Annotated in this window: 15 protein-coding genes; 5 read left to right on the plus strand and 10 right to left on the minus strand. The window is 72.3% G+C overall.

Going from position 1 to position 19,959, the window contains the following annotated elements:
* Positions 1 to 1,055 (minus strand): adenosylhomocysteinase (locus ACWC21_RS40820; protein ID WP_450889841.1); only part of this gene is annotated, 1,055 nt, incomplete at its 3' end.
* Positions 1,056 to 1,466: 411 nt separating this feature from the next.
* Between ACWC21_RS40820 and ACWC21_RS40825 the strand changes: the two genes are divergently transcribed.
* Positions 1,467 to 3,608, plus strand: coding sequence for a fructose-specific PTS transporter subunit EIIC (locus tag ACWC21_RS40825; RefSeq protein WP_450889842.1), 2,142 nt, complete (start codon positions 1,467 to 1,469; stop codon positions 3,606 to 3,608).
* A gap of 76 nt (positions 3,609 to 3,684) precedes the next feature.
* On the opposite strand, the gene ACWC21_RS40830 is transcribed toward ACWC21_RS40825, so the two are convergent.
* From ACWC21_RS40830 to ACWC21_RS40855, 6 genes are all read right to left on the minus strand, one after another.
* A complete protein-coding gene (locus ACWC21_RS40830; protein ID WP_450889844.1) occupies positions 3,685 to 4,665 on the minus strand; it encodes a cation diffusion facilitator family transporter in 981 nt (326 codons plus the stop codon).
* A 146-nt stretch (positions 4,666 to 4,811) separates the two neighbouring features.
* A complete protein-coding gene (gene manA, locus ACWC21_RS40835) occupies positions 4,812 to 5,963 on the minus strand; it encodes a mannose-6-phosphate isomerase, class I (RefSeq protein WP_450889846.1) in 1,152 nt (383 codons plus the stop codon).
* Positions 5,964 to 6,247: 284 nt separating this feature from the next.
* Positions 6,248 to 7,375 carry an SIS domain-containing protein gene (locus tag ACWC21_RS40840; RefSeq protein ID WP_450889847.1) on the minus strand — a complete coding sequence of 376 codons (1,128 nt, stop codon included), beginning with the start codon at positions 7,373 to 7,375 and terminating at the stop codon, positions 6,248 to 6,250.
* A 53-nt stretch (positions 7,376 to 7,428) separates the two neighbouring features.
* The gene (locus ACWC21_RS40845; protein WP_078936097.1) at positions 7,429 to 7,599 is read right to left on the minus strand and encodes a Trm112 family protein; all 171 of its coding nucleotides are present in this window, start codon (positions 7,597 to 7,599) and stop codon (positions 7,429 to 7,431) included.
* A 305-nt stretch (positions 7,600 to 7,904) separates the two neighbouring features.
* On the minus strand, positions 7,905 to 9,269 hold the full coding sequence (locus ACWC21_RS40850) for a phosphomannomutase/phosphoglucomutase (RefSeq protein WP_450889849.1): 1,365 nt from the start codon (positions 9,267 to 9,269) through the stop codon (positions 7,905 to 7,907).
* 137 nt (positions 9,270 to 9,406) lie between these two features.
* Positions 9,407 to 9,832: a DUF3499 domain-containing protein gene (locus ACWC21_RS40855; protein WP_450889851.1), complete on the minus strand. Its 426-nt coding sequence runs from the start codon at positions 9,830 to 9,832 to the stop codon at positions 9,407 to 9,409.
* Positions 9,833 to 10,127: 295 nt separating this feature from the next.
* Here ACWC21_RS40855 and ACWC21_RS40860 point away from each other — a divergent pair, with 295 nt between their 5' ends.
* Positions 10,128 to 10,580, plus strand: a complete 453-nt coding sequence (locus tag ACWC21_RS40860) for a metallopeptidase family protein (protein WP_450889861.1) — start codon at positions 10,128 to 10,130, stop codon at positions 10,578 to 10,580.
* Positions 10,581 to 10,611: 31 nt separating this feature from the next.
* Here ACWC21_RS40860 and ACWC21_RS40865 read toward each other — a convergent pair whose 3' ends face one another.
* The 3 genes from ACWC21_RS40865 to ACWC21_RS40875 form a co-directional block, all read right to left on the minus strand.
* Entirely contained in the window at positions 10,612 to 12,177 is a 1,566-nt protein-coding gene (locus tag ACWC21_RS40865; protein ID WP_450889852.1) for a DUF5719 family protein, read from the minus strand.
* The gene (locus ACWC21_RS40870) at positions 12,174 to 15,899 is read right to left on the minus strand and encodes a glycosyltransferase (protein WP_450889853.1); all 3,726 of its coding nucleotides are present in this window, start codon (positions 15,897 to 15,899) and stop codon (positions 12,174 to 12,176) included. Before ACWC21_RS40870 ends, ACWC21_RS40865 begins: the two co-directional genes overlap by 4 nt.
* Before the next feature lie 233 nt (positions 15,900 to 16,132).
* Positions 16,133 to 16,396, minus strand: a complete 264-nt coding sequence (locus ACWC21_RS40875; protein WP_003975777.1) for a WhiB family transcriptional regulator — start codon at positions 16,394 to 16,396, stop codon at positions 16,133 to 16,135.
* A gap of 610 nt (positions 16,397 to 17,006) precedes the next feature.
* On the opposite strand from ACWC21_RS40875, the gene ACWC21_RS40880 reads away from it, so the two are divergent.
* The 3 genes from ACWC21_RS40880 to ACWC21_RS40890 are packed head-to-tail and all read left to right on the plus strand — an operon-like array spanning position 17,007 to position 19,849.
* Positions 17,007 to 17,549, plus strand: coding sequence for a cysteine dioxygenase (locus tag ACWC21_RS40880; protein ID WP_450889855.1), 543 nt, complete (start codon positions 17,007 to 17,009; stop codon positions 17,547 to 17,549).
* Between the two features lie 33 nt (positions 17,550 to 17,582).
* A complete protein-coding gene (gene cofD / locus ACWC21_RS40885; protein WP_450889857.1) occupies positions 17,583 to 18,542 on the plus strand; it encodes a 2-phospho-L-lactate transferase in 960 nt (319 codons plus the stop codon).
* A complete protein-coding gene (locus tag ACWC21_RS40890; RefSeq protein WP_450889859.1) occupies positions 18,539 to 19,849 on the plus strand; it encodes a coenzyme F420-0:L-glutamate ligase in 1,311 nt (436 codons plus the stop codon). The genes cofD and ACWC21_RS40890 overlap by 4 nt, the downstream gene beginning before the upstream one ends.
* Positions 19,850 to 19,959 lie beyond the last annotated feature (110 nt).

Below are 19,959 nucleotides of genomic sequence, written 5' to 3' on the forward strand. Positions count from 1 at the left end.
CCGATGTTCCCCACGATCGCCTGGTGCTTCATCCTGGCCATGTCGCCGGCCATGATGATGTCCTTGTTGCCGGTGGTGGTGATGAAGATGTCGGCCTTGTCGACGACCTCGTCCAGGGTCGTGACCTGGTAGCCGTCCATCGCCGCCTGCAGCGCGCAGATCGGGTCGATCTCGGTGACGATCACCCGCGCACCCTGACCGCGCAGCGACTCCGCACAGCCCTTGCCGACATCGCCGTAACCGCACACGACCGCCGTCTTGCCGCCGATCAGGACATCCGTGGCCCGGTTGATCCCGTCCACCAGCGAGTGCCGGCAGCCGTACTTGTTGTCGAACTTCGACTTGGTCACCGCGTCGTTGACGTTGATCGCCGGGAACAGCAGCACACCGTCACGCTGCATCTCGTACAGACGGTGCACACCCGTCGTCGTCTCCTCCGTCACACCGCGGATCTCGGAGGCGAGCTGGGTCCACTTCTGCGAGCCGTTGGCGATGGTGCGGTGCAGGAGTTCAAGGATGACGCGGTGCTCGTCCGACTCCGCGGTGTCGACCGAGGGGACCTTGCCGTCCTTCTCGTACTCGACGCCCTTGTGGACGAGGAGGGTGGCGTCACCGCCGTCGTCCAGGATCATGTTCGGGCCGCCGGTGGGGCTGTCCGGCCAGGTCAGCGCCTGCTCCGTGCACCACCAGTACTCCTCGAGGGTCTCGCCCTTCCAGGCGAAGACCGGAACGCCCTGCGGGTTGTCGGGCGTGCCGCCCGGGCCGACGGCGATGGCGGCGGCCGCGTGGTCCTGCGTGGAGAAGATGTTGCAGGAGGCCCAGCGGACCCGGGCGCCGAGCGCTACCAACGTCTCGATCAGCACCGCCGTCTGCACGGTCATGTGCAGCGAACCGGTGATCCGGGCGCCGGCGAGGGGCTGAGCCTCGGCGTACTCCTTGCGGATCGCCATCAGGCCCGGCATCTCGTGCTCGGCGAGGGTGATCTCCTTGCGGCCGAACTCGGCCAGGGACAGGTCGGCGACCCTGAAGTCCTGCCGGTTGTCGACAGTCGTCATTGCGAGCTGCTCCTCGGGTTGGGGTCGAGGTGGATAGGGCTGGTCTGCGCGGCGGCGGACACACGGGTGCCCGAAAAAGAGGACACAGGCATGCCCACGTGCGCGCAGCGCAGTCCGTCGGAGGCCCTCTCTCCCTCGGTCGGTCCGCGGAGGACCGCCCGACCGCCATCAGCAGCGACGTCTGGCTCCGTCCCAAGCTACACCGGACGCGCCTGCCACCCCCAGCCCGCTCGCGAAGAGATCACGCCGATCACATGCTGTGAGGGCGTTGAGGACAGGGCGAGGATGTCGCGACGCCGCAGGTTTTTTCAGCCTGCGCGGGTGGGGCAGGATGCCGGGAGATCGGGAACGCCCGGTCGACGTGCGGGGCGTCCGGGACGGCGGCCCGTGCCAGGAGAGTTGGGAGAAAACGTGACCAGTCCGGCCGGCCCTCCCCCTACGGGCAGCGGCGATGGTGTGCCTCAGCGGCTGAAGCTACTCGCGGTGACCGCGTGCCCGACCGGCATCGCGCACACGTACATGGCTGCGGAGAAGCTCGCGCAGGCCGCCGAGAGCCGTGGCATCGACCTGAAGGTGGAGACCCAAGGGTCCATCGGTGCGGAGAACGTCATCGATGACAACGATGTCAGAGACGCCGACGGTGTCATCGTCGCCGCGGACAAGGATGTGGACCTGAGCCGTTTCGCGGGCAAGCGGGTCCTGACCGTCGGGGTCGCCGAGGGCATCCACCACCCCGAGCGGCTGATCGAGCGGGTAAAGACCGCGCCGGTGTACACGCCGGGCGGGACGCGGTCCGCGTCGTCCGCGTCGTCGGCGTCGGCGTCGGAGGGCGGCGGCGGCAAGGAGCGGAGCGCGGTGTACAAGGCGCTGATGAACGGCGTCTCGTACATGATCCCGTTCGTGGTCGTCGGCGGTCTGCTGATCGCGGTGTCGCTCGCGCTCGGCGGCGATGCGACGGCCAAGGGCTATGTGATCCCGGAGGGCACCTTCTGGGCGCACGTCAACGCGATCGGCGGCATCGGGTTCCAGCTCATGATCCCGGTCCTGTCCGGCTACATCGCGTACGCGATCGGCGACCGGCCCGCGCTGGTGCCGGGCATGATCGGTGGCTGGATAGCCAACACGGGGGCGCTGTACGACTCCAAGGCGGGTGCCGGCTTCATCGGGGCGATCGTCACCGGGTTCCTCGCCGGGTATCTGGTGCAGTGGATCAAGAAGGTCCGCGTCCCGAAGTTCGTCCAGCCGATCATGCCGATCATCGTCATACCGATCGTGGCGACGACGGCCCTGGGGCTGTTCTTCATCTATGTGATCGGCAAGCCGATCGCCTGGGTGTTCGAGCATCTGACCAGTTGGCTCAGCGGGATGACGGGCACCAGCGCGGTCCTGCTCGGCGCGATCCTGGGCCTGATGATCGCGTTCGACATGGGCGGACCGGTGAACAAGACCGCTTTCCTGTTCGGCGCGGGGCTCATCGCCACCGGCAACCAGACCGTCATGGGCATGTGCGCGGCCGCGATTCCGGTCATGCCGCTGGGGCAGGGGCTGGCCACACTGATCCGCAGGCGGCTGTACACCGATCAGGAACGGGAGACCGGCCTTGCCGCGCTGTTCATGGGTTGCTTCGGCATCTCCGAGGGAGCCATCCCGTTCGCCGCTGCCCGGCCGGCGCAGGTCATCCCGGCCAACATGCTGGGCGGTGCGGTGGCCGGTGCCGTCGCCGGGTTGGCCGGGGTGAAGGACGCGGTGCCGCACGGTGGGCCGATCGTGGCGGTGCTGGGCGCGGTGAGCGGCGTGCCGATGTTCTTCGTCGCGGTGGCGGTCGGCACGGCGGTCACCGCTCTGACGACCGTCACGCTGGTCGACCTGGGGGCGCGCAGGCGGCCCGCGGCCGTGGTCGCCGTCGGTACCGCTGCCGGGGCGGAACCCGCGTTGGCCGGGGCAGGGGTTGCGGCCGGGACTGCCGGAACGGTGGTCCCCGGGCAGACCGGCCCCGCCGAGCCCACTGATCGCGTCTCCACCGCTGAGGCCTCCGGAGCCACCGCAGCCACCGAGGCCACGGTCACGACGACCACGGCCACCGAGACAGCGCCCGCCACCGCCCTCTCCGGACACCTCACCGAGCGGACCGTCAAGGTCCGGCTCGAAGCCGTCGGCAAGGAGGACGCCATCCGGGAGATGGCAGCCCTGCTGGCCCGCAGCGGCAGGGTCGCCGACGTGGACGAGCTCGTGGCGACAGCGTTGCGGCGGGAGGAGCAGGGGACGACCGGGCTCGGGGAGGAGATCGCCGTCCCGCACGCGAAGACGGATGCGGTGACCGCGCCGGTCGTCGGCTTCGCGCGGTCGGCGGAGGGCGTCGAGTGGGGCTCGTTGGACGGTACGAAGGCCAGGCTGGTCTTCATGATCGCCGTACCGGAGGCCGCCGCCGGTGACGAGCATCTGCGGATTCTGGCGCTGCTGTCCCGGAAGCTGATGGACGCCGGCTTCCGGGAGCGGCTGACCGCGGCCGAGACGGAGAGCGCGGTGCTCGGCGTGCTGAGCGAGATCGGGTGACCGAAGGGCCCGCGCGCTCGGCGCGCGGGCCCGCACGGCCGGCTCGGCACCGGCTCCTCGGACGTGTGGAGCCGGATCAGTGCCCGACGGTGTGCGGGTTCGGGCCGCCGGGGGTCGCCTCCGGGTCGGGGCCCTTGGCCGCCTCGGCCTCGCTGTAGATGTCGGGCTCGAGGTAGATGACGCGGGCTATGGGGACGGCGGCGCGGATGCGGGACTCCGCGGCGTTGATGGCCTTGGCGACCTGGGCGGCCGTGTCGTCGTGCTGCACGGCGATCTTGGCGGCGATGAGCAGTTCCTCGGGGCCGAGGTGGAGTGTGCGCATGTGGATGACGCCGGTGACCGTGTCGCCGTCGACGATCGCGGTCTCGATCTTCTTGACCTCCTCGACGCCCGCGGCCTCGCCGAGCAGCAGCGACTTGGTCTCGGCGGCCAGGACGAGGGCGATGAGGACGAGCAGGACGCCGATGCAGACGGTGCCGATACCGTCCCAGACGCCGTCGCCGGTCAGCAGTGCCAGGCCGACGCCGCCGAGGGCGAGGACGAGACCGATGAGCGCGCCGAAGTCCTCCAGCAGCACGACCGGCAGCTCAGGCGCCTTGGCACGGCGGATGAACTGCGCCCAGGAGAGCTTGCCGCGCAGTTCGTTGGACTCCTTTATGGCCGTGCGGAAGGAGAAGCCCTCGGCGAGGGTCGCGAAGACCAGGACGCCCACCGGCCAGTACCAGTGCTCGATCTCGTGCGGGTGTCTGATCTTCTCGTAGCCCTCGTAGATGGCGAACATGCCGCCGACCGTGAAGAGGACGATCGAGACGAGGAAGGCGTAGATGTAGCGCTCGCGGCCGAAGCCGAAGGGGTGCTGCGGGGTCGCCTCGCGTTCGGCCTTCTTGCCGCCGATCAGCAGCAGGAACTGGTTGCCGGAGTCGGCGAGCGAGTGGACGCCCTCGGCGAGCATCGACGACGAGCCGCTGAACGCGAATGCCACGAACTTCGATGCCGCGATCGCGAGGTTGGCGCCGAGTGCCGCCACGATCGCCCTGGTGCCGCCTGACGCGCTCATGTGTCCGCGTTGTCCCTTCGCCTCGGTACGCACGTCGGTACGTACACCGTTCAGGCCTGGCGTCCGTCGCCTTTGCCCGTCCTTTGCCGGTGGGTCATTCTTGCAGCCCTGTGCGGCACCGGTGCCTCAGGTATCCACAGGCGCGGTCAGACAATCACCGTGGCGCGGAAGACGGTGCCCGTCCCGGACGCCTCGGCCTTCTCGCCCGCCGGTACGAAGACGGACTCGCCGGGCGCCAGATCCCACTCCCCCGCCCGTACCGAACCGGCCGTGCACAGCAGGATCTGCGGGGTCGGCAGGGTGAGGTCGTGGGTGGCCCCGCCCGCCGGGAGGACGTACCGGGACAGCCGGAACTCGTCGATCGGCGTCTCGTAGACCTCTTCGCCGTCCGGGGACGCCTCGGGGCGCAGCACACCGGGGTCGCTCGGTTCGAAGCGGACGACGCGCAGCAGTTCCGGCACGTCGACGTGCTTGGGGGTCAGGCCGCAGCGCAGGACGTTGTCGGAATTGGCCATGATCTCGACGCCGAGGCCGCTGAGGTAGGCGTGCGGGATGCCGGCGCCGAGGAAGAGGGCCTCGCCGGGCTGCAGACGTACGTGGTTGAGCAGCATGGCGGCGATGACGCCCGGGTCGCCCGGGTAGTGGTGGGCGAGGCCGGCGTAGGGCTCGTAGGCGCCGCCGAGGCGGGTGCAGGCGGCGGTGACGGCGGCGACCGTGCGGGACATCTCCGCGGGGTCGGCCGTCAGGACGGCGGTGAGGACCTCCCGCAGGGCGGCGTCCTCGGGGTGGGCGTGCAGCAGGTCGACGTACGGCTTGAGGGCGTCCACACCGAGCCCGTCGAGCAGGCCGGCGGCCGCCACCGGATCGCGGAAGCCGCACAGTCCGTCGAACTCGGTCAGCGCGCAGATCAGTTCGGGCTTGTGGTTGGCGTCCTTGTAGTTGCGGTGCGGGGCGTCGATCGGGACGCCGCGGTGCTCCTCGTCCGCGAACCCCTCCTTCGCCTGCCGCAGGTCGGGGTGCACCTGGAGGGAGAGCGGGGCACCGGCCGCGAGGAGCTTCAGGAGGAAGGGCAGTCGGGGACCGAACTTCGCCACGGCCTCGCTGCCCAGTTCCCCCTTGGGGTCCGCCTCGATGACGTCGACGAGCGTGCCGCGCGCGGTGCGCGAGGGTGCGCCCGGGTGGGCGCCCATCCACATCTCGGCCTGCGGCTCACCGGTCGGCTCGACACCGAGCAGTTCGGGGATGGCCGTGGTGGAACCCCAGGCGTAGGGGCGGATGGTGTTCTCGAGGCGGTCCATGTGTCTTCTCTGTCTCCGTGCGTGCGCGGCCGGTGCTGGTGCCGGGCGCGGGTCAGGCGGCCCGATGGAGCTAGTACCCCGGCATGCGACGTTCGCCCGTGAAGGAGCGGCGTCCGGTGCGTGCTCTGGGGGTCCCCCCGGCCGAAGACTGGGGGAGTGCCGGCCGGAAGTCCTCGTACTGGATGTACTTGGGCTTTCGGCCGGTGCGGCGAGTGGGGGTGCCCCCTCTGGGGGAGCGTGCCGGGCGTCGCGACGGGACGAACGTTGCCTGCCGGGGCACTAGGTCAGGCCCCCGAAGCGAGCGCCAGGTAAACGGCGGCGAAATCCGTGACGGCGATCAGTTCCGCGAGCGTCTCCAGTTCGGCGCCCTCTTCCGGCTCCAGCTCGCTGATGGGTGTGTCGTGGCTGAGGGCCAGGTCACGGGCGGCGGGGGCGGCGGTGAGGCCGCCCATCGGGCGGTCTCGGAGCAGCACCACGCGCGCGTGCAGCGCGGGCGGGTCCTCGACCCGGTCCCGGAAGAAGTCGTCGGGGTCGGCGCTGGCGGCGAGCGGTCCGGCCAGCAGGGCGCTGTGCGCGGCGAGCGCTTCGGGGAGTTCGGCGACCAGGGCGGGGCGGCCGGCCAGTTCGGCGAGTGCGGCGGCGAAGCGACGGCCCGCGGGTCCTGCCGAGGTGCCCTCGGTCCAGATCACGGGGAGTGCGTCGGCGAGCTCGGCGGCGAGGGTTTTCGCAGGGTTGCTGTAGGTCGCGATGGCCGGTCCGCAGCGTTCGGCGACCTGGTCGAGGCGGTCTGCGACCTTCTCCAGGGCGTCGGGCGGGGCGGTGAGCAGTCCGATGCGGTCCAGCACCGCGAGCAGCGGGGTGAGCAGCGCCCACAGGACGCCCGGGGAGGACGCCGCCAGGGGTTCGCCCTGGTCGTAGGGGGCGGTCGCCATCGGTACGAACAGCCCGTGGGCGCCGGCGACGGCTTCGGCGAGCGGGGTGCGGGCGGGGGCGACGGCGACGACCGTGCAGCCGCGGCGGTAGGCCTGTTCGGCGAGCAGGGACAGGCTCGGCTCGGTGCCGTCCGGTGTGGCGATCAGCAGCAGGTCCACGGAGCCGGCCCAGCCGGGGAGTTCCCAGCGCAGGGCGCCGGCCGCCGGGGCGACGCCGGTGGGGGCCAGGCGGATGACCGGGCTGCCGGGGCCGGCGAGCGTGCCGAGGAGGTCGGAGGCGTGGGTGGGGGCGGCACCCGGGCCGGCGATCAGGACGGAGCGGGGCCGTCCGTCCGGCTTGAGGTCTTGGATGCCCGCCTCGGTGGAGTGCCGGGCGGCGGTGCGGACCCGGGCGCCGGCCTCCGCGGCGCCGCGCAGCAGGCCCCTGCGGTCGGCGTCGGCGAGTCCCGCCGGGGAGTCGAGCAGCGATTCATCGAGCATGGGCGGCAGCCTCCGGTCACGGGGTCCTGTTCAGGGGCGGGGACACCGCTGGGTCACGCGGGGCGGCGGGCCTCGTCGACGAGGAGGACCGGGATGCCGTCGCGCACGGGGTACGCGAGGCCGCAGTCCTGACCGGTGCAGATCAGCTCGGTGTCCTGCTCCTCTAGGGGGGCGTGGCAGGCCGGGCAGGCGAGGATCTCCAGGAGGCCGGCTTCGAGCGGCATGGGGGTTCCCTTCGGGGGCTGATGGTGCCTGTGCGGATGTGCCTGGTCAGCGTACCGCCGGTGGGGGGTGGGGCGGCGGCTCCCGGGCCGTTGCCCGGTAGCCGCCCGATTCGGTCGGCCGAGAGGCGAGTTGTCGGCCGTGGACGTCGTGGCCGGATTGCGTGGCTACGGCGGAGCGTCGGCCGTGGCCGGAAGCCGACGGAGTCCCAGCGGTCACTCGTCAGCCGTCAGCCGTCAGCCCCTCAGCCGTCAGCCGTCAGCCGTCAGCCGTCAGCCGTCAGCCGTCAGCCGTCAGCCGTCAGCCGTCAGCCGCGGATGATGGCGAGCACCTCGTCCCGGACCTTCGACATCGTCGCCTCGTCGCGTGCCTCCGCGTTCAGGCGGAGCAGCGGCTCCGTGTTGGAGGGGCGGACGTTGAACCACCAGTCGGCGGCGGCGACGGTGAGGCCGTCGAGGTCGTCCAGGGTCACGTCGTCGCGGCGCTCGTACGCGGCGCGGACGGCGGCGAGGCGGGCCTTCTGGTCGACGACGGTGGAGTTGATCTCGCCGGAGCCGACGTAGCGGTCGTACTGCGAGACGAGGGCGGACAGGGGCCCCTCCTGGCCGCCGAGGGCCGCGAGGACGTGCAGGGCCGCCAGCATGCCGGTGTCGGCGTTCCAGAAGTCCTTGAAGTAGTAGTGGGCGGAGTGCTCGCCGCCGAAGATGGCTCCCTTGGCGGCCATCTCGGCCTTGATGAAGGAGTGGCCGACGCGGGTGCGGACCGGTGTGCCGCCGTTCTCCCGCACCACTTCGGCGACCGACCGGGAGGTGATCAGGTTGTGGATGACCGAGCCCTTGCCGCCGTTCCTGGCGAGCTCACGGGCGGCCACCAGGGCGGTGATCGCCGACGGGGACACCGGGTCGCCCTGCTCGTCGATCACGAAGCAGCGGTCGGCGTCGCCGTCGAAGGCGATGCCGATGTCGGCGCCCTCCTCACGCACCCGCTGCTGCAGGTCGACCAGGTTGGCGGGGTCGAGCGGGTTCGCCTCGTGGTTGGGGAAGGTGCCGTCGAGTTCGAAGTACATCGGGACGAGGGTGAGGGGGAGGCCGGTGAACACGGTGGGGACCGTGTGCCCGCCCATGCCGTTGCCCGCGTCGACGACGATCTTCAGGGGGCGGATGGAGGTCAGGTCGACGAGGGAGCGCAGGTGCGCCGCGTAGTCCTCCAGCGTGTCGCGCGAGGTGATGGCTCCCGGTGTCGCGACCGGCTCGGGGGCGCCGGATTCCAGCCATCGCTCGGCCAGCTCGCGGATCTCGGCGAGACCGGTGTCCTGGCCGACCGGGGCGGCGCCCGCGCGGCACATCTTGATGCCGTTGTACTGCGCCGGGTTGTGCGAGGCCGTGAACATCGCGCCCGGCAGGTCCAGCGCGCCCGAGGCGTAGTAGAGCTGGTCCGTCGAGCACAGCCCGATCTCGGTGACGTCGACGCCGCGTGCCGCGGCCCCGCGCGCGAAGGCACGGGACAGCCCGGGCGAGGACGGGCGCATGTCATGGCCCACGACGATCGCGTCCGCGCCGGTCACCTGGACGAAGGCGGTACCGAAGAGCTCGGCCAGCGACTCGTCCCACTGCTGCGGGACCACACCGCGTACGTCGTACGCCTTCACGATCTGCGAGAGATCAGCAGCCACGGCCCAACCTTCCTCGATGTCCTGTCGGTGGGCCCAAACTACCCGGCGCCGGTGGCCGCCCCGCGCACGGAAGCCGGGATGACCGCACGCCGTCATGGAGATGACCGCACGCCGTCATCGGACAGGGCGGCGCGGCCTCAGTTGTCGGGGGAACGCAGGACGCGCAGATGGCCGCGGCGGGCGACCTCCATCGGGTCCGCGGCGCGGATTCCGCCGCCGCCCGCCTGAGCCGCGCGTTCCTGGGGGCGGGCCGCCTCGCGCACGGCGTTGGCGAGTGCTTCCAGGTCGTCGCCGGTGGGCCGGGCGGGCGCGGAGCCGTCGAGGAGGCGTACGACCTCCCAGCCGCGCGGGGCGGTGAGGCGCTCGGAGTGCTCGGCGCACAGGTCGTAGCAGTGGGGTTCGGCGTAGGTGGCGAGCGGGCCGAGGACCGCGGTCGAGTCGGCGTAGACGTACGTCAGCGTCGCGACGGCGGGTCGGCCGCAGGCGGTGCGCGAACAGCGACGTACAGGGCTCACGACGTTGGACGGTACCGCACTCTTGAGCGGGCCGCGACGACTCTCCACGGGCTCACTCCACCGTGTCGTAGTGTGAAACGCCACACCCGGCTTCTCGAAGACGTCCTCCTGACCTGCATCGACAAGGCCGTCCGAGATCCCGCACCGTCTTGCGGGCGGTCATGACTCGGTACAAACACCGTCAATTGCCTTGAGTTCGACGGTCTTGTAGAGATACGGAAACGAGCCCAACCTTGGCCGGAATGGTCACCTGCCGACATGGCGCGGACGATGACCGGACAAGGCGACGGCCGACGCGTGGGGCCGGGCGTGCGGACGGCGCGGGGACTACCCTTCACCAGTGATGGACAACCGTGTACCGCCCCGTGCCGCCGCCCCCGGGCCTCGTCGCCGTGATCGCCACGGGCGGGGCATGCGCGGGCCGATCGCGCCGCCGCAAGTGCCGCTGGCGGCCAGCCGCGCCGATGTCTTCGCGGACCTGGTGCAGGACTCCGTGGAGCGTCTCGAGCGGCGGTGGCCCCAACTGGCGGAGATCGACTTCGTGGTGCTCGAGGTGCCGCGGCTGGACGGACGGGCCGGTGAAGGCTGGAGCGACGAGGCGGTGCCGCTGGGCGGGACCGTTCCCGCGCGGGACGGGCGGCGGGCGCGGGTCGTCGTCTACCGGCGGCCCGTGGAGATCCGGACCAAGGGACGGGACGAACGGGCCGCGCTGGTGCACGAGATCGTGGTGGAGCAGGTGGCGGAGTTGCTGGGGTTGACTCCCGAGACGGTTGATCCGCGGTACGGGGAGGACTGAGCGGGGGCCGGCCCGGGGCCGGGCCCCACGCCTACTTCTGCAGTATCGCCAGGTCCTGGTCGGCCTCGGGTACCGACACCATGCCCCGGTCGTCCGGCAGGGTCTGGACGGTGAGGCCGGGGACGCCGTCCTCGGTGGCCACGAGGGTGCGGGCGCCGTAGACGGGTCCGCCGGAGATCCGTTCCACGGTCAGCGCGTAGGTGCCCTTGAGGCCGTTCGGGACGGGCGCGGCGATGTCCTGGGTGGTGCCCGACTTGATCGTGTAGGTCTTCGAGACCGCCGTTCCGCCCTCGCTGCCCGCCGAGGCGGTGACCTTGACCTGGGCCGCGGCCGTGGGGGCCGTCAGGGAGAGCGTGCTTCCCTTGCCGCTGTTGTCGGCGGAGGTCGCGCGCGTGCCGACGGGACCGGTGGCGGGGATGAAGGCGGTTTCCTGCTTGGCTCCCTTTCCGCTCACGACCCGCAGTGCGGCGACCACCGGCACGGACTGGTCGGTGGGGGTGAGGACGAGGGAACCGGCCTGGCCCCGGGTGACGGCGCCGAGGTCGACCGCGGTCGTCATGCCCGACTTCACGTGCAGCGTCTCGTTCCCCGCGGGGGTGATCAGACCGTCGGAGGACGCGAGCCGCACCTTGAGGTCCGCGTCGGTGTCGCCGGGGGTGAAGGCGATCAGCCGGACGGACGTGGCGTCCTTCGGGATGCCGGGCAGGACCAGACGGTCCGCCGGGTCGGTGGAGGCGGCCAGCCAGTCGCCGCCCAGCTTGTCGTCCAGGGCCTGCACGGCCGCCCCGACCCGTCCGCTGCGGACGCTGACATGGACGGTCAGGTCGTTCTGCTTCTCGCCGGTGAGCGTGGACAGCAGGATCGGCTCACTGGCGTGCGGCTGGACGGTGATGCCGTCCGCCACCGTCGACTTGAGGGCGCCGTCCTTGCCGAAGAGCTCGATGTCGACGACGGCGGCGCTGTCGTCGGGGTTGGTGAGGTGCACGTAGTCGGTGCGGTCGGCGGCGGTGCTGGCCCCCGGGAACCAGAACTCCGTATCCGGGGCGGTGCAGTTGACGCCCTGCAGCCCGCGCCCGGTGCCCGCGGCCACCTCGGTGGTCTCCTGGACGGTCCAGCCGGGCGCGTACTTCCCCTCGGCCGTGCCGACCAGCGCGGGCTGGTCCGCCCCCGAGGTGTCGCCGGTGACCGGCGTGCCCGGTTCCTTGGGCGTCAGGACGGGCTTGGCGGTCTTCTCCCCGCTGTTGCCGTTCTTGCCGTTCTTGCCGTTCTTGCCGTTCTTGGTGTCCGCGTTCTTGCCGCCCTTGCCGGAGGTCGAACCGCCCGCGTCGTCCGCCGACTGCTCGGTGGCCGCCTGCAGTTCGGCCTTGCCGCCGCTCGACGCCCCCTTGGTGACCGGTGTGAACGACGTGTACGAGGTGTCGGCGATGTCGGAGATGCTGGGCGCCGGGCACAGCAGGCTGGTGCGCTCCACGGGCAGCCGGGCCGCCGCCGTGGCGGTGTCGGCGCCGGACGCGTCCGGTGTGCTGAGCGCGGCGAACCCGGTTATGGCGGCGAGCGCGGCCGTGCCGGCGATCAGGGACAGGGTGGTGCGGTTCACTGCTGGCTCCCGTCGGGGCGCTCACTGCCGGTGCCGTGGGGGTGGTGCTGCGTCGGGTCGTACGCCTGGTCGGGGTCGTACGCCGGGTCGTAGCCCTGCTGGTACGTCGGGTCGTAGGGCTCCTGACCGCCCGTGCCGCCGTACGCGTAGGGGTCGTACTGGCCGTTCTGGTACGGGTCGGCCTGGTACGCCTGCTGGTCGTACGCGCCCGGGTACTGCGCGGCGCCCTGGTAGTGGCCGGCGTCCTGGTAGTGGTCGGCGTCCTGGTAGTGGTCGGCGCCGTAAGTGCCGTACTCGGCGCCCGCGTAGGGGGCGGGATCCCCTTCCCAGGCCCGAGCGTCCTCGCCCGGGGGCACCCCGATGTCGTAGGACTGCTGGTGGGGTACGGCGACCGGCTCCTCGGGCGCCGAGGGCATGGCCTCCGGGTCTCCCGCGCCGGCCGCCTCGGCCTCCGCCTGGGCACGCAGGCGGCGGGCCCGGCGTCCCTCGCCCGCGGGGGCCTCGGCGGGTACGGGCTCCTCCTCGGGCAGGTCGTCGTCGACGTCGCGGCGGCGGCCGGGCAGTGCGAGGACGACCAGGACGACGGCGAGTGCGCCTTGGGCCCACAGCCAGGAGGTGTGGCCGATCGGGGCGTCGTAGGTGACGTCCAGTTTCCCGCCGGAGGAGGGGAGTTCGAAGCCCTGCGCCCAGCCGTCGACCGTGGTCCGGGTGAGGGGTTTGCCGTCCAGGGTGGCCGTCCAGCCCTCGGCGGTGGAGTCGGCCAGGCGCAGGACGCGGCCGTCGGAACCGGACGGGATCGTGGTGTGGATCTCGACGGGACCCGCGGCGACGGGCTGCGGGATGCCGGAGCCGGAGGCGGACACGATGGCGGCGCGGGAGACCTCCTGGTCGATGCGCCACAGCGCGCTGCCGCCCTGCTGGCTGAGCCGGGTCAGGCCGGGCGTGGCGTCCAGGACGCGGCTGACCTGGCGGGGCGCGCCCCTGTGCACCAGGACGTAGCGGACGGCGAACTTGCCGAGCTGGTCGGCCTGGTCGGCGCCGGAGCCGGCGACGAGGTTGGCGACGACCTTGTCGAGCCTGCCGTTCTCGCCGTCCGCGGCGGCGAGTTCGGCGTCGCCCATGCGCGCGCCGGAGCCGCGCACGAGGGAGTAGCGCACGTGGGCGGTGGAGTCGCTGTCGAGGACCAGGGTGCGGGCCTGGTCGCGGGTGCTGCTGTCCTCGGCGACGAACGCGGGCACCTGTACGGGATCACGCCGCTCCACGGGCCCGTCGGCGCCGCCGATCACCCAGCCGGCCGCGAGGAGCAGTGGCCCGGCGGCCGAGGCGAAGGCGATCAGCGCGGCGACCGGCTGGCGCCAGCCGAAGCTCTGCTCGGCCACGCGCGCGCGTGCCCCGTCGGCGCCGAGCACGGCGGCGGCGAGGAGGGCCAGGCCGTAGACGAGTGTGGCGGGGCCGGCCCAGGCGGACCTGTTGGACAGCACCGCGAAGACGAGGCCCACCAGGGCGGCCGCCCAGGCCGTCCGGATTCCCGCCTGCCGCTCGGAGCGCAGCAGCGCGGCCAGCGCGGCGAGGACGACGCCGATGAGCATCAGCCCGTGCACCGTGCCGGGGCCGCCCGGGCCGGCGCCGAGCAGGTCGAGGGCGGAGGCGGCCGAGGAGCCGTACTCCAGGCCCGCCTCCCGGAAGAAGCCGAAGGGCAGCAGGGTCAGCGACCAGGGTGCGAGGACCAGCAGCGGGGTGCCGAGCTGGGCGAGGAAGCGCAGCCCGTAGGCGACGATCTCGCCTCGGCGCACGGCCAGCACGCCGAGGCCCAGGACCAGCGCGATGGGCCACACGATCGGCGTGAACGCGGTGGTGATGGTCAGCAGCAGCGCGTACGCCCAGGTGGCACGCCAACTGCCACGCGCTTGCGAGGGGTTGGCCAGGCCGCCGGCGGCGATGCCCGCGCGGGCGATGAGCGGCAGCAGTACGGCGAGGACGGCGGTGCCGATGCGGCCGCCGGCGAGGGCGCCGGTGGCGGCGGGCAGGAAGGCGTAGGCGACGGCCGCCCAGGCGCGCAGCAGCCGGGAGGTGACGAGCGGGCGGGAGGCGAAGTACGCGGTGAACCCGGCCAGCGGCACCGAGAAGACCATGAGGACGGTGACGGCGAGGCCGGTCGAGCCGAGGAGCGCGGAGGCCAGCATCGCCACGAGGGCGAGGTAGGGCGGCGCGGACGGGGTGCCGCCGGCGCCGACGGGGTGCCAGGCGTCCAGGTAGCGCGACCACAGTTCGCCGGATCCGGCGGGAGCGGGCAGCAGGGCACCGCCCGCGAGCGCGCCGCCGCCGAGCAGGTTGCGGCAGGCCGCGAACGACACGAGCAGCAGCACCAGGAAGAGCACCGGGCCGGGCTTGCGGGCGATGCGTTTGAGACGGGCGAACTGCTCGATCTCCAGGAAGTCGGCGTCGTCGCCGCCGGGCCCGGACTCCACGGCGCCGCCGTGCCGTCCGGCTGAGGAGACCTCCGGGTCGGAGCCGCCGAAGAGGTTGCCCGCGACCTGTTCGACGGTGACACGCACCGTCGCGCCGGGCGGCGGGAACAGGGGCCGCAGTTCGCCCTTGTCGGCCTGCGGGCGGCCGCGACTGCGCCGCCCGGCGATGATCCGTTCGGGCCGCAGCAGGGTGCCCAGCAGACCGCGGATCTCGTCGACGGCCTGTCCGGGAACCTTGCCGACGAGGTAGGCGACGGTCCTCAGGAGCGTGCCGAGCACGAGTCGCAGCAGAACCCAGGGCAGCGTCGCGGTGCGGGTGTTGACGAGGAGGGTGTAGACGGCGCCGGCCTTGTCGACCTTGTGCGGGGAGGCGGTGGTGCGGCCCACGCAGTCGACGGTGCGGCGCTCGCGGGAGGCGGCCTCCGCGTGCCGTACGACGGCTTCCGGGGCGATGAGGACGCGGTGGCCGGCCGCGTGCGCCCGCCAGCACAGGTCGACGTCGTCGCGCATCAGGGGCAGCCGCTTGTCGAAGCCGCCGAGCTGCTCGAACACGTCGCGCCGGATCAGCATGCCGGCGGTGGACACCGACAGCACGGTCCGGACGTGGTCGTGCTGCCCCTGGTCCTGTTCCCGGCGGTCCAGGCCGGTCCAGCGGCGGCCGGAGTTGGCGATGCTGACGCCGACCTCGAGCAGTTGGCGGCGGTCGTACCAGCCGCGCAGCTTGGGGCCGACGACGGCCACGTCGTCGCGGCCCAGCTCCAGTTCGTTGTCCACCACCCGCAGCAGCTCGGCGAGCGCGTCGGGTTCGGGGGCGCAGTCGTCGTGCAGCAGCCAGAGCCACTGGACGGGCTCGCCGTGCGGAAGTTCCGGCAGGTCGTAGGCGTCGTCGCGCCAGCTGCGGGTGACCGGGTCCCAGCCGCTGGGACGCTTGAGGTACGGCAGCTCGTCCGGGGTGAGGACGGGCGCGGAGCGGGTCGCCTCCTCGACGGCCTGGCCGAAACCGGTGCGCCGGGCGAGGTGCAGCACGCGGTCGGCGCCGAGCGCCTCGGTGACCAGCTGCGCGGACGTGTCCGCGCTGCCGGTGTCGGCGGCCACGGCGCACTGAACGGGCCGCTCCTGGCCGAGCAGCCCGGCGAGCGCGTCGGGCAACCAGCGGGCGCCGTCGTGGGAGACGAGCACCGCGGTGACGACATGACGCGGGAACTCAGGCGCAGCGGCGTCTTGACGGGCTGCCTGGTGGCTGTGCACGGACATCGAGGTACGGGCCCCGGTTCGGTGGACTGCGGTGGACGCCCGTGCCCTGTGGGGGCGGCGAGGCGTCTCGGACGAGCGACCACACTATCGGCTGGGCATGACGGCGGCCCGCCGCCTGTGGACAACCCACTCGCGACGGGCCGTTCGCACCGTTTGCCGTCTTGTGCACCCATGTCGGCCGCGCTTGCGTCGACCGCACCCCTGTCGTTGCTCCCGGGCCGGACGGGCCGGGATCAGACCGCGGCCTTCTTCAGCCGGCGCCGCTCACGCTCGGACAGACCACCCCAGATGCCGAATCTCTCGTCGTTGGCGAGGGCGTACTCGAGGCACTCGGAGCGCACCTCGCAGGCGAGGCAGACCTTCTTGGCCTCTCTGGTGGAGCCGCCCTTCTCGGGGAAGAAGGACTCGGGGTCGGTCTGGGCGCACAGCGCGCGCTCCTGCCAGCCGAGTTCCTCGTCCGCGTCGTCGACCAGCAGTTGCTGCACCAGCTCGGTCATGTGCGCCCCTCGTCTGTCTTCACGTCCCCGTGGTCGTGGCCGTTAGCGGTTCCGGCTGAACGACACGAGTGAAATTACAAGTGTGCCGCTCCGGGGGAGTCAAGCCGAGATCTGCTATTGAGCCCGTTATTCACTCTGCGGAACCAAGGTCAAGCGGAAAGTGTTCAAATCGCCATAAACCTTGACGCGCAGAAGGGGCCCGGGAGGGCTTCCGACCCCGCACACAGACCTGTACGGAGAAGGACGCCCCGGAGTTCGATCGCGTTCCGACGAGGCTCGTGCGCCCGGATGGACGCCATGTGTCCCGCCAACCCGATGAGCAAACCTTTCATCCAAGGAACCAACCGGATGCGGTGAACCATGTCCCACATACCGGGCGTCGAGTTGACAGGCGAGGTGTGAACCGGTGTCCTTGTGGGCATGCTCGCGCACTTGGCACTCGTCACGACCCGCCCCGCCGGGTCCCACGGTGCTGCCCGTGCGCGCTGTTGTCGCTGTCACAGCTGTTGAGCCTCTTCCACCGCTCCGGCTGTCGCCGAGTCCGTCCCACGACTCGGCCGCGTTGCCCTTTCCCTGGCCCCACTCTTCCGCCGAGGACCACCGCAACCCCATGAACAGCGACAACGACCTCCAGATTGCCGGCGACATCCTCGAAGTCCCGCACCTGCTCCAGGCCCCGCGGGAGCACCCGGCCACCGTCGCCGAGTTCGTCGGCCTGGCCCGCGACATCGCCGCGGACCGCTCCCAGTGGGCGCCTCTCGTCCAGTACGACGCGACGAGCCGCTGGTACCACCGGCTGCGCACCGGCCCCGGCTACGAGGTGTGGCTGCTGTCCTGGGTGCCCGGGCAGGGCACCGGCCTGCACGACCACGGCCGCTCCTCCGGCGTGCTGACCGTCCTGGAGGGCACCCTGACCGAGCGGACCGAACGGGGCGCGCGCGTGTTGGGCGAGGGGGGCCAGCGGGTCTTCGCACCGGGGTACGCGCACGAGGTCGTCAACGACGCGCTGGAGCCGGCGGTCAGCCTCCACGTGTACTACCCGGGCCTGACGCAGATGCCGATGCTCCCCCCGTCCCGGCTTCGCTCGACCGGGGGGACCCCCGCTCACGCGCACTGCGAGGCACGGACCGGGCCGCGTCCGGTGACTGCCTGACACGATGTCGTACCCGCCTGCGAGACTTCTCCCATGCGCATTGTGGTTCTGGCAGGCGGCATCGGTGGTGCCCGGTTCCTGCGTGGTCTGAAGCGGGCCGTGCCGGACGCGGACGTGACGGTCATCGGCAACACCGGGGACGACATCCACCTCTTCGGGCTGAAGGTCTGCCCGGACCTCGACACGGTGATGTACACGCTCGGCGGCGGCATCAACGAGGAACAGGGCTGGGGACGGGCGGACGAGACGTTCCACCTGAAGGAGGAGCTCGCGGCGTACGGGGCCGGGCCCGGGTGGTTCGGGCTCGGCGACCGGGACTTCGCCACGCACATCGTGCGGACGCAGATGCTGGGCGCCGGGTATCCGCTGAGCGCGGTCACCGAGGCGCTGTGCGACCGCTGGAAGCCGGGGGTGCGGCTGATCCCGATGACCGACGACCGCGTGGAGACGCACGTGGCGGTCGAGGTGGACGGCGAGCGCAAGGCGGTCCATTTCCAGGAGTACTGGGTGCGACTGCGGGCCTCCGTCCCGGCGCAGGCGGTCGTACCGGTGGGCGCCGAGCAGTCCAAGCCGGCCCCCGGGGTGCTGGAGGCCGTCGCGGCGGCGGACGTCGTCCTCTTCCCGCCGTCCAACCCGGTCGTCTCCATCGGCACGATCCTCGCCGTGCCCGGCATCCGGGAGGCGATCGCCGACGCCGGGGTGCCGGTGGTGGGCCTGTCCCCCATCGTCGGGGACGCGCCCGTGCGCGGGATGGCCGACAAGGTGCTCGCGGCGGTCGGCGTCGAGTCCACGGCAGCGGCGGTGGCCGAGCACTACGGCTCGGGGCTGCTGGACGGCTGGCTGGTGGACACGGTGGACGCGGGCACGGTCGAGCGGGTCGAGGCCGCCGGCATCCGCTGCCGGGCCGTGCCGCTGATGATGACCGACGTCGACGCGGCCGCACGGATGGCCGGCGAGGCGCTGACGCTGGCGGAGGAGGTGCGGCGGGCATGAGCGACGCATCCGCGGACGGTTACCGCGTGTGGGCCGTCCCGGGCCTGCCCGAGGTCCGGTCCGGCGACGATCTCGCGAAGCTGATCGCCGGTGCCGAGCCCGGGCTGGCCGACGGGGACGTGCTGCTCGTCACCTCGAAGATCGTGTCGAAGGCCGAGGGCCGGGTCGTGGAGGCCGCCGACCGGGAAGCCGCGATCGAGGCCGAGACCGTGCGCGTGGTGGCGCGGCGCGGTCCGCTGCGGATCGTCGAGAACCGGCAGGGCCTGGTCATGGCGGCCGCCGGGGTCGACGCCTCGAACACACCGTCCGGCACGGTGCTGCTGCTGCCCGAGGACCCGGACGCCTCCGCGCGGGCCGTCCGGGACGGGCTGCGGGAAGCACTCGGCGTGAACGTGGGGGTGATCGTCACCGACACCTTCGGACGGCCGTGGCGCGCGGGTCTCACGGACGTCGCGATCGGCGCCGCGGGCGTGCGCGTGCTGGACGATCTGCGCGGAGGCACGGACGCGTACGGCAATCCGCTCTCCGCCACCGTCGTCGCCACGGCGGACGAGCTGGCCGCCGCCGGTGATCTGGTCAAGGGCAAGGCCGCCGGGCTGCCCGTCGCCGTGGTGCGCGGACTGCCGCACACCGTGGCCGACGACCATGGCGAAGGAGCGCGTGCCATGGTGCGCGTCGCGCGCGACGACATGTTCCGGCTGGGCACCTCCGAGGCGGTCCGGGAGGCGGTGACCCAGCGGCGTACGGTACGGGCCTTCACGGACGAGCCGGTCGATCCGGGCTCCGTACGCAGGGCGGTGGCCGCGGCGGTGACCGCGCCGGCGCCGCACCACACGACACCGTGGCGGTTCGTGCTGCTGGAGTCGGAGACCACGCGCACCCGGCTGCTCGACGCCATGCGGGACGCCTGGATCGCCGACCTGCGACGGGACGGCAGGACGGAGGAGTCCATCGCCAAGCGGGTGCGGCGCGGCGACGTGCTGCGGGGCGCCCCCTACCTCGTCGTGCCCTGCCTCGTCATGGACGGCTCGCACACCTACGGGGACCCGCGACGGGACGGCGCCGAACGGGAGATGTTCGTCGTCGCCACCGGGGCCGGCGTGCAGAACTTCCTGGTGGCCCTGGCCGGGGAGCGGCTGGGGTCGGCCTGGGTGTCCTCGACGATGTTCTGCCGGGACGTGGTGCGCGAGGTGCTGGACCTGCCGGAGAACTGGGACCCGATGGGGGCGGTCGCGGTCGGGCATCCGGCCGAGGAGCCGAGGCCGCGGCCGGAGCGGGAGGCGGGGGCGTTCATCGAGGTGCGCTGACCGGCCCGCAGGACCACTTAGGGGTCCTTGCACTATGAGCGCCCGATGAGGTCGCGTGGTCTGGTGCCGTGCATCGCAAGGCGCCGGAGAGCCCTCGATGGGGGTCCCCC

It is taken from the genome of Streptomyces sp. NPDC001348 (assembly GCF_053597535.1).

Coding starts and splice junctions, on each gene's coding strand:
- ACWC21_RS40830 (WP_450889844.1), bottom strand. CDS start 4,665: ATGAGCGCGTCAGGCGGCACCAGGGCGATCGTGGCGGCACTCGGCGCC.
- manA (WP_450889846.1), bottom strand. CDS start 5,963: ATGGACCGCCTCGAGAACACCATCCGCCCCTACGCCTGGGGTTCCACC.
- ACWC21_RS40840 (WP_450889847.1), bottom strand. CDS start 7,375: ATGCTCGATGAATCGCTGCTCGACTCCCCGGCGGGACTCGCCGACGCC.
- ACWC21_RS40845 (WP_078936097.1), bottom strand. CDS start 7,599: ATGCCGCTCGAAGCCGGCCTCCTGGAGATCCTCGCCTGCCCGGCCTGC.
- ACWC21_RS40860 (WP_450889861.1), top strand. CDS start 10,128: ATGGACAACCGTGTACCGCCCCGTGCCGCCGCCCCCGGGCCTCGTCGC.
- ACWC21_RS40870 (WP_450889853.1), bottom strand. CDS start 15,899: ATGTCCGTGCACAGCCACCAGGCAGCCCGTCAAGACGCCGCTGCGCCT.
- ACWC21_RS40875 (WP_003975777.1), bottom strand. CDS start 16,396: ATGACCGAGCTGGTGCAGCAACTGCTGGTCGACGACGCGGACGAGGAA.
- ACWC21_RS40880 (WP_450889855.1), top strand. CDS start 17,007: ATGAACAGCGACAACGACCTCCAGATTGCCGGCGACATCCTCGAAGTC.
- cofD (WP_450889857.1), top strand. CDS start 17,583: ATGCGCATTGTGGTTCTGGCAGGCGGCATCGGTGGTGCCCGGTTCCTG.
- ACWC21_RS40890 (WP_450889859.1), top strand. CDS start 18,539: ATGAGCGACGCATCCGCGGACGGTTACCGCGTGTGGGCCGTCCCGGGC.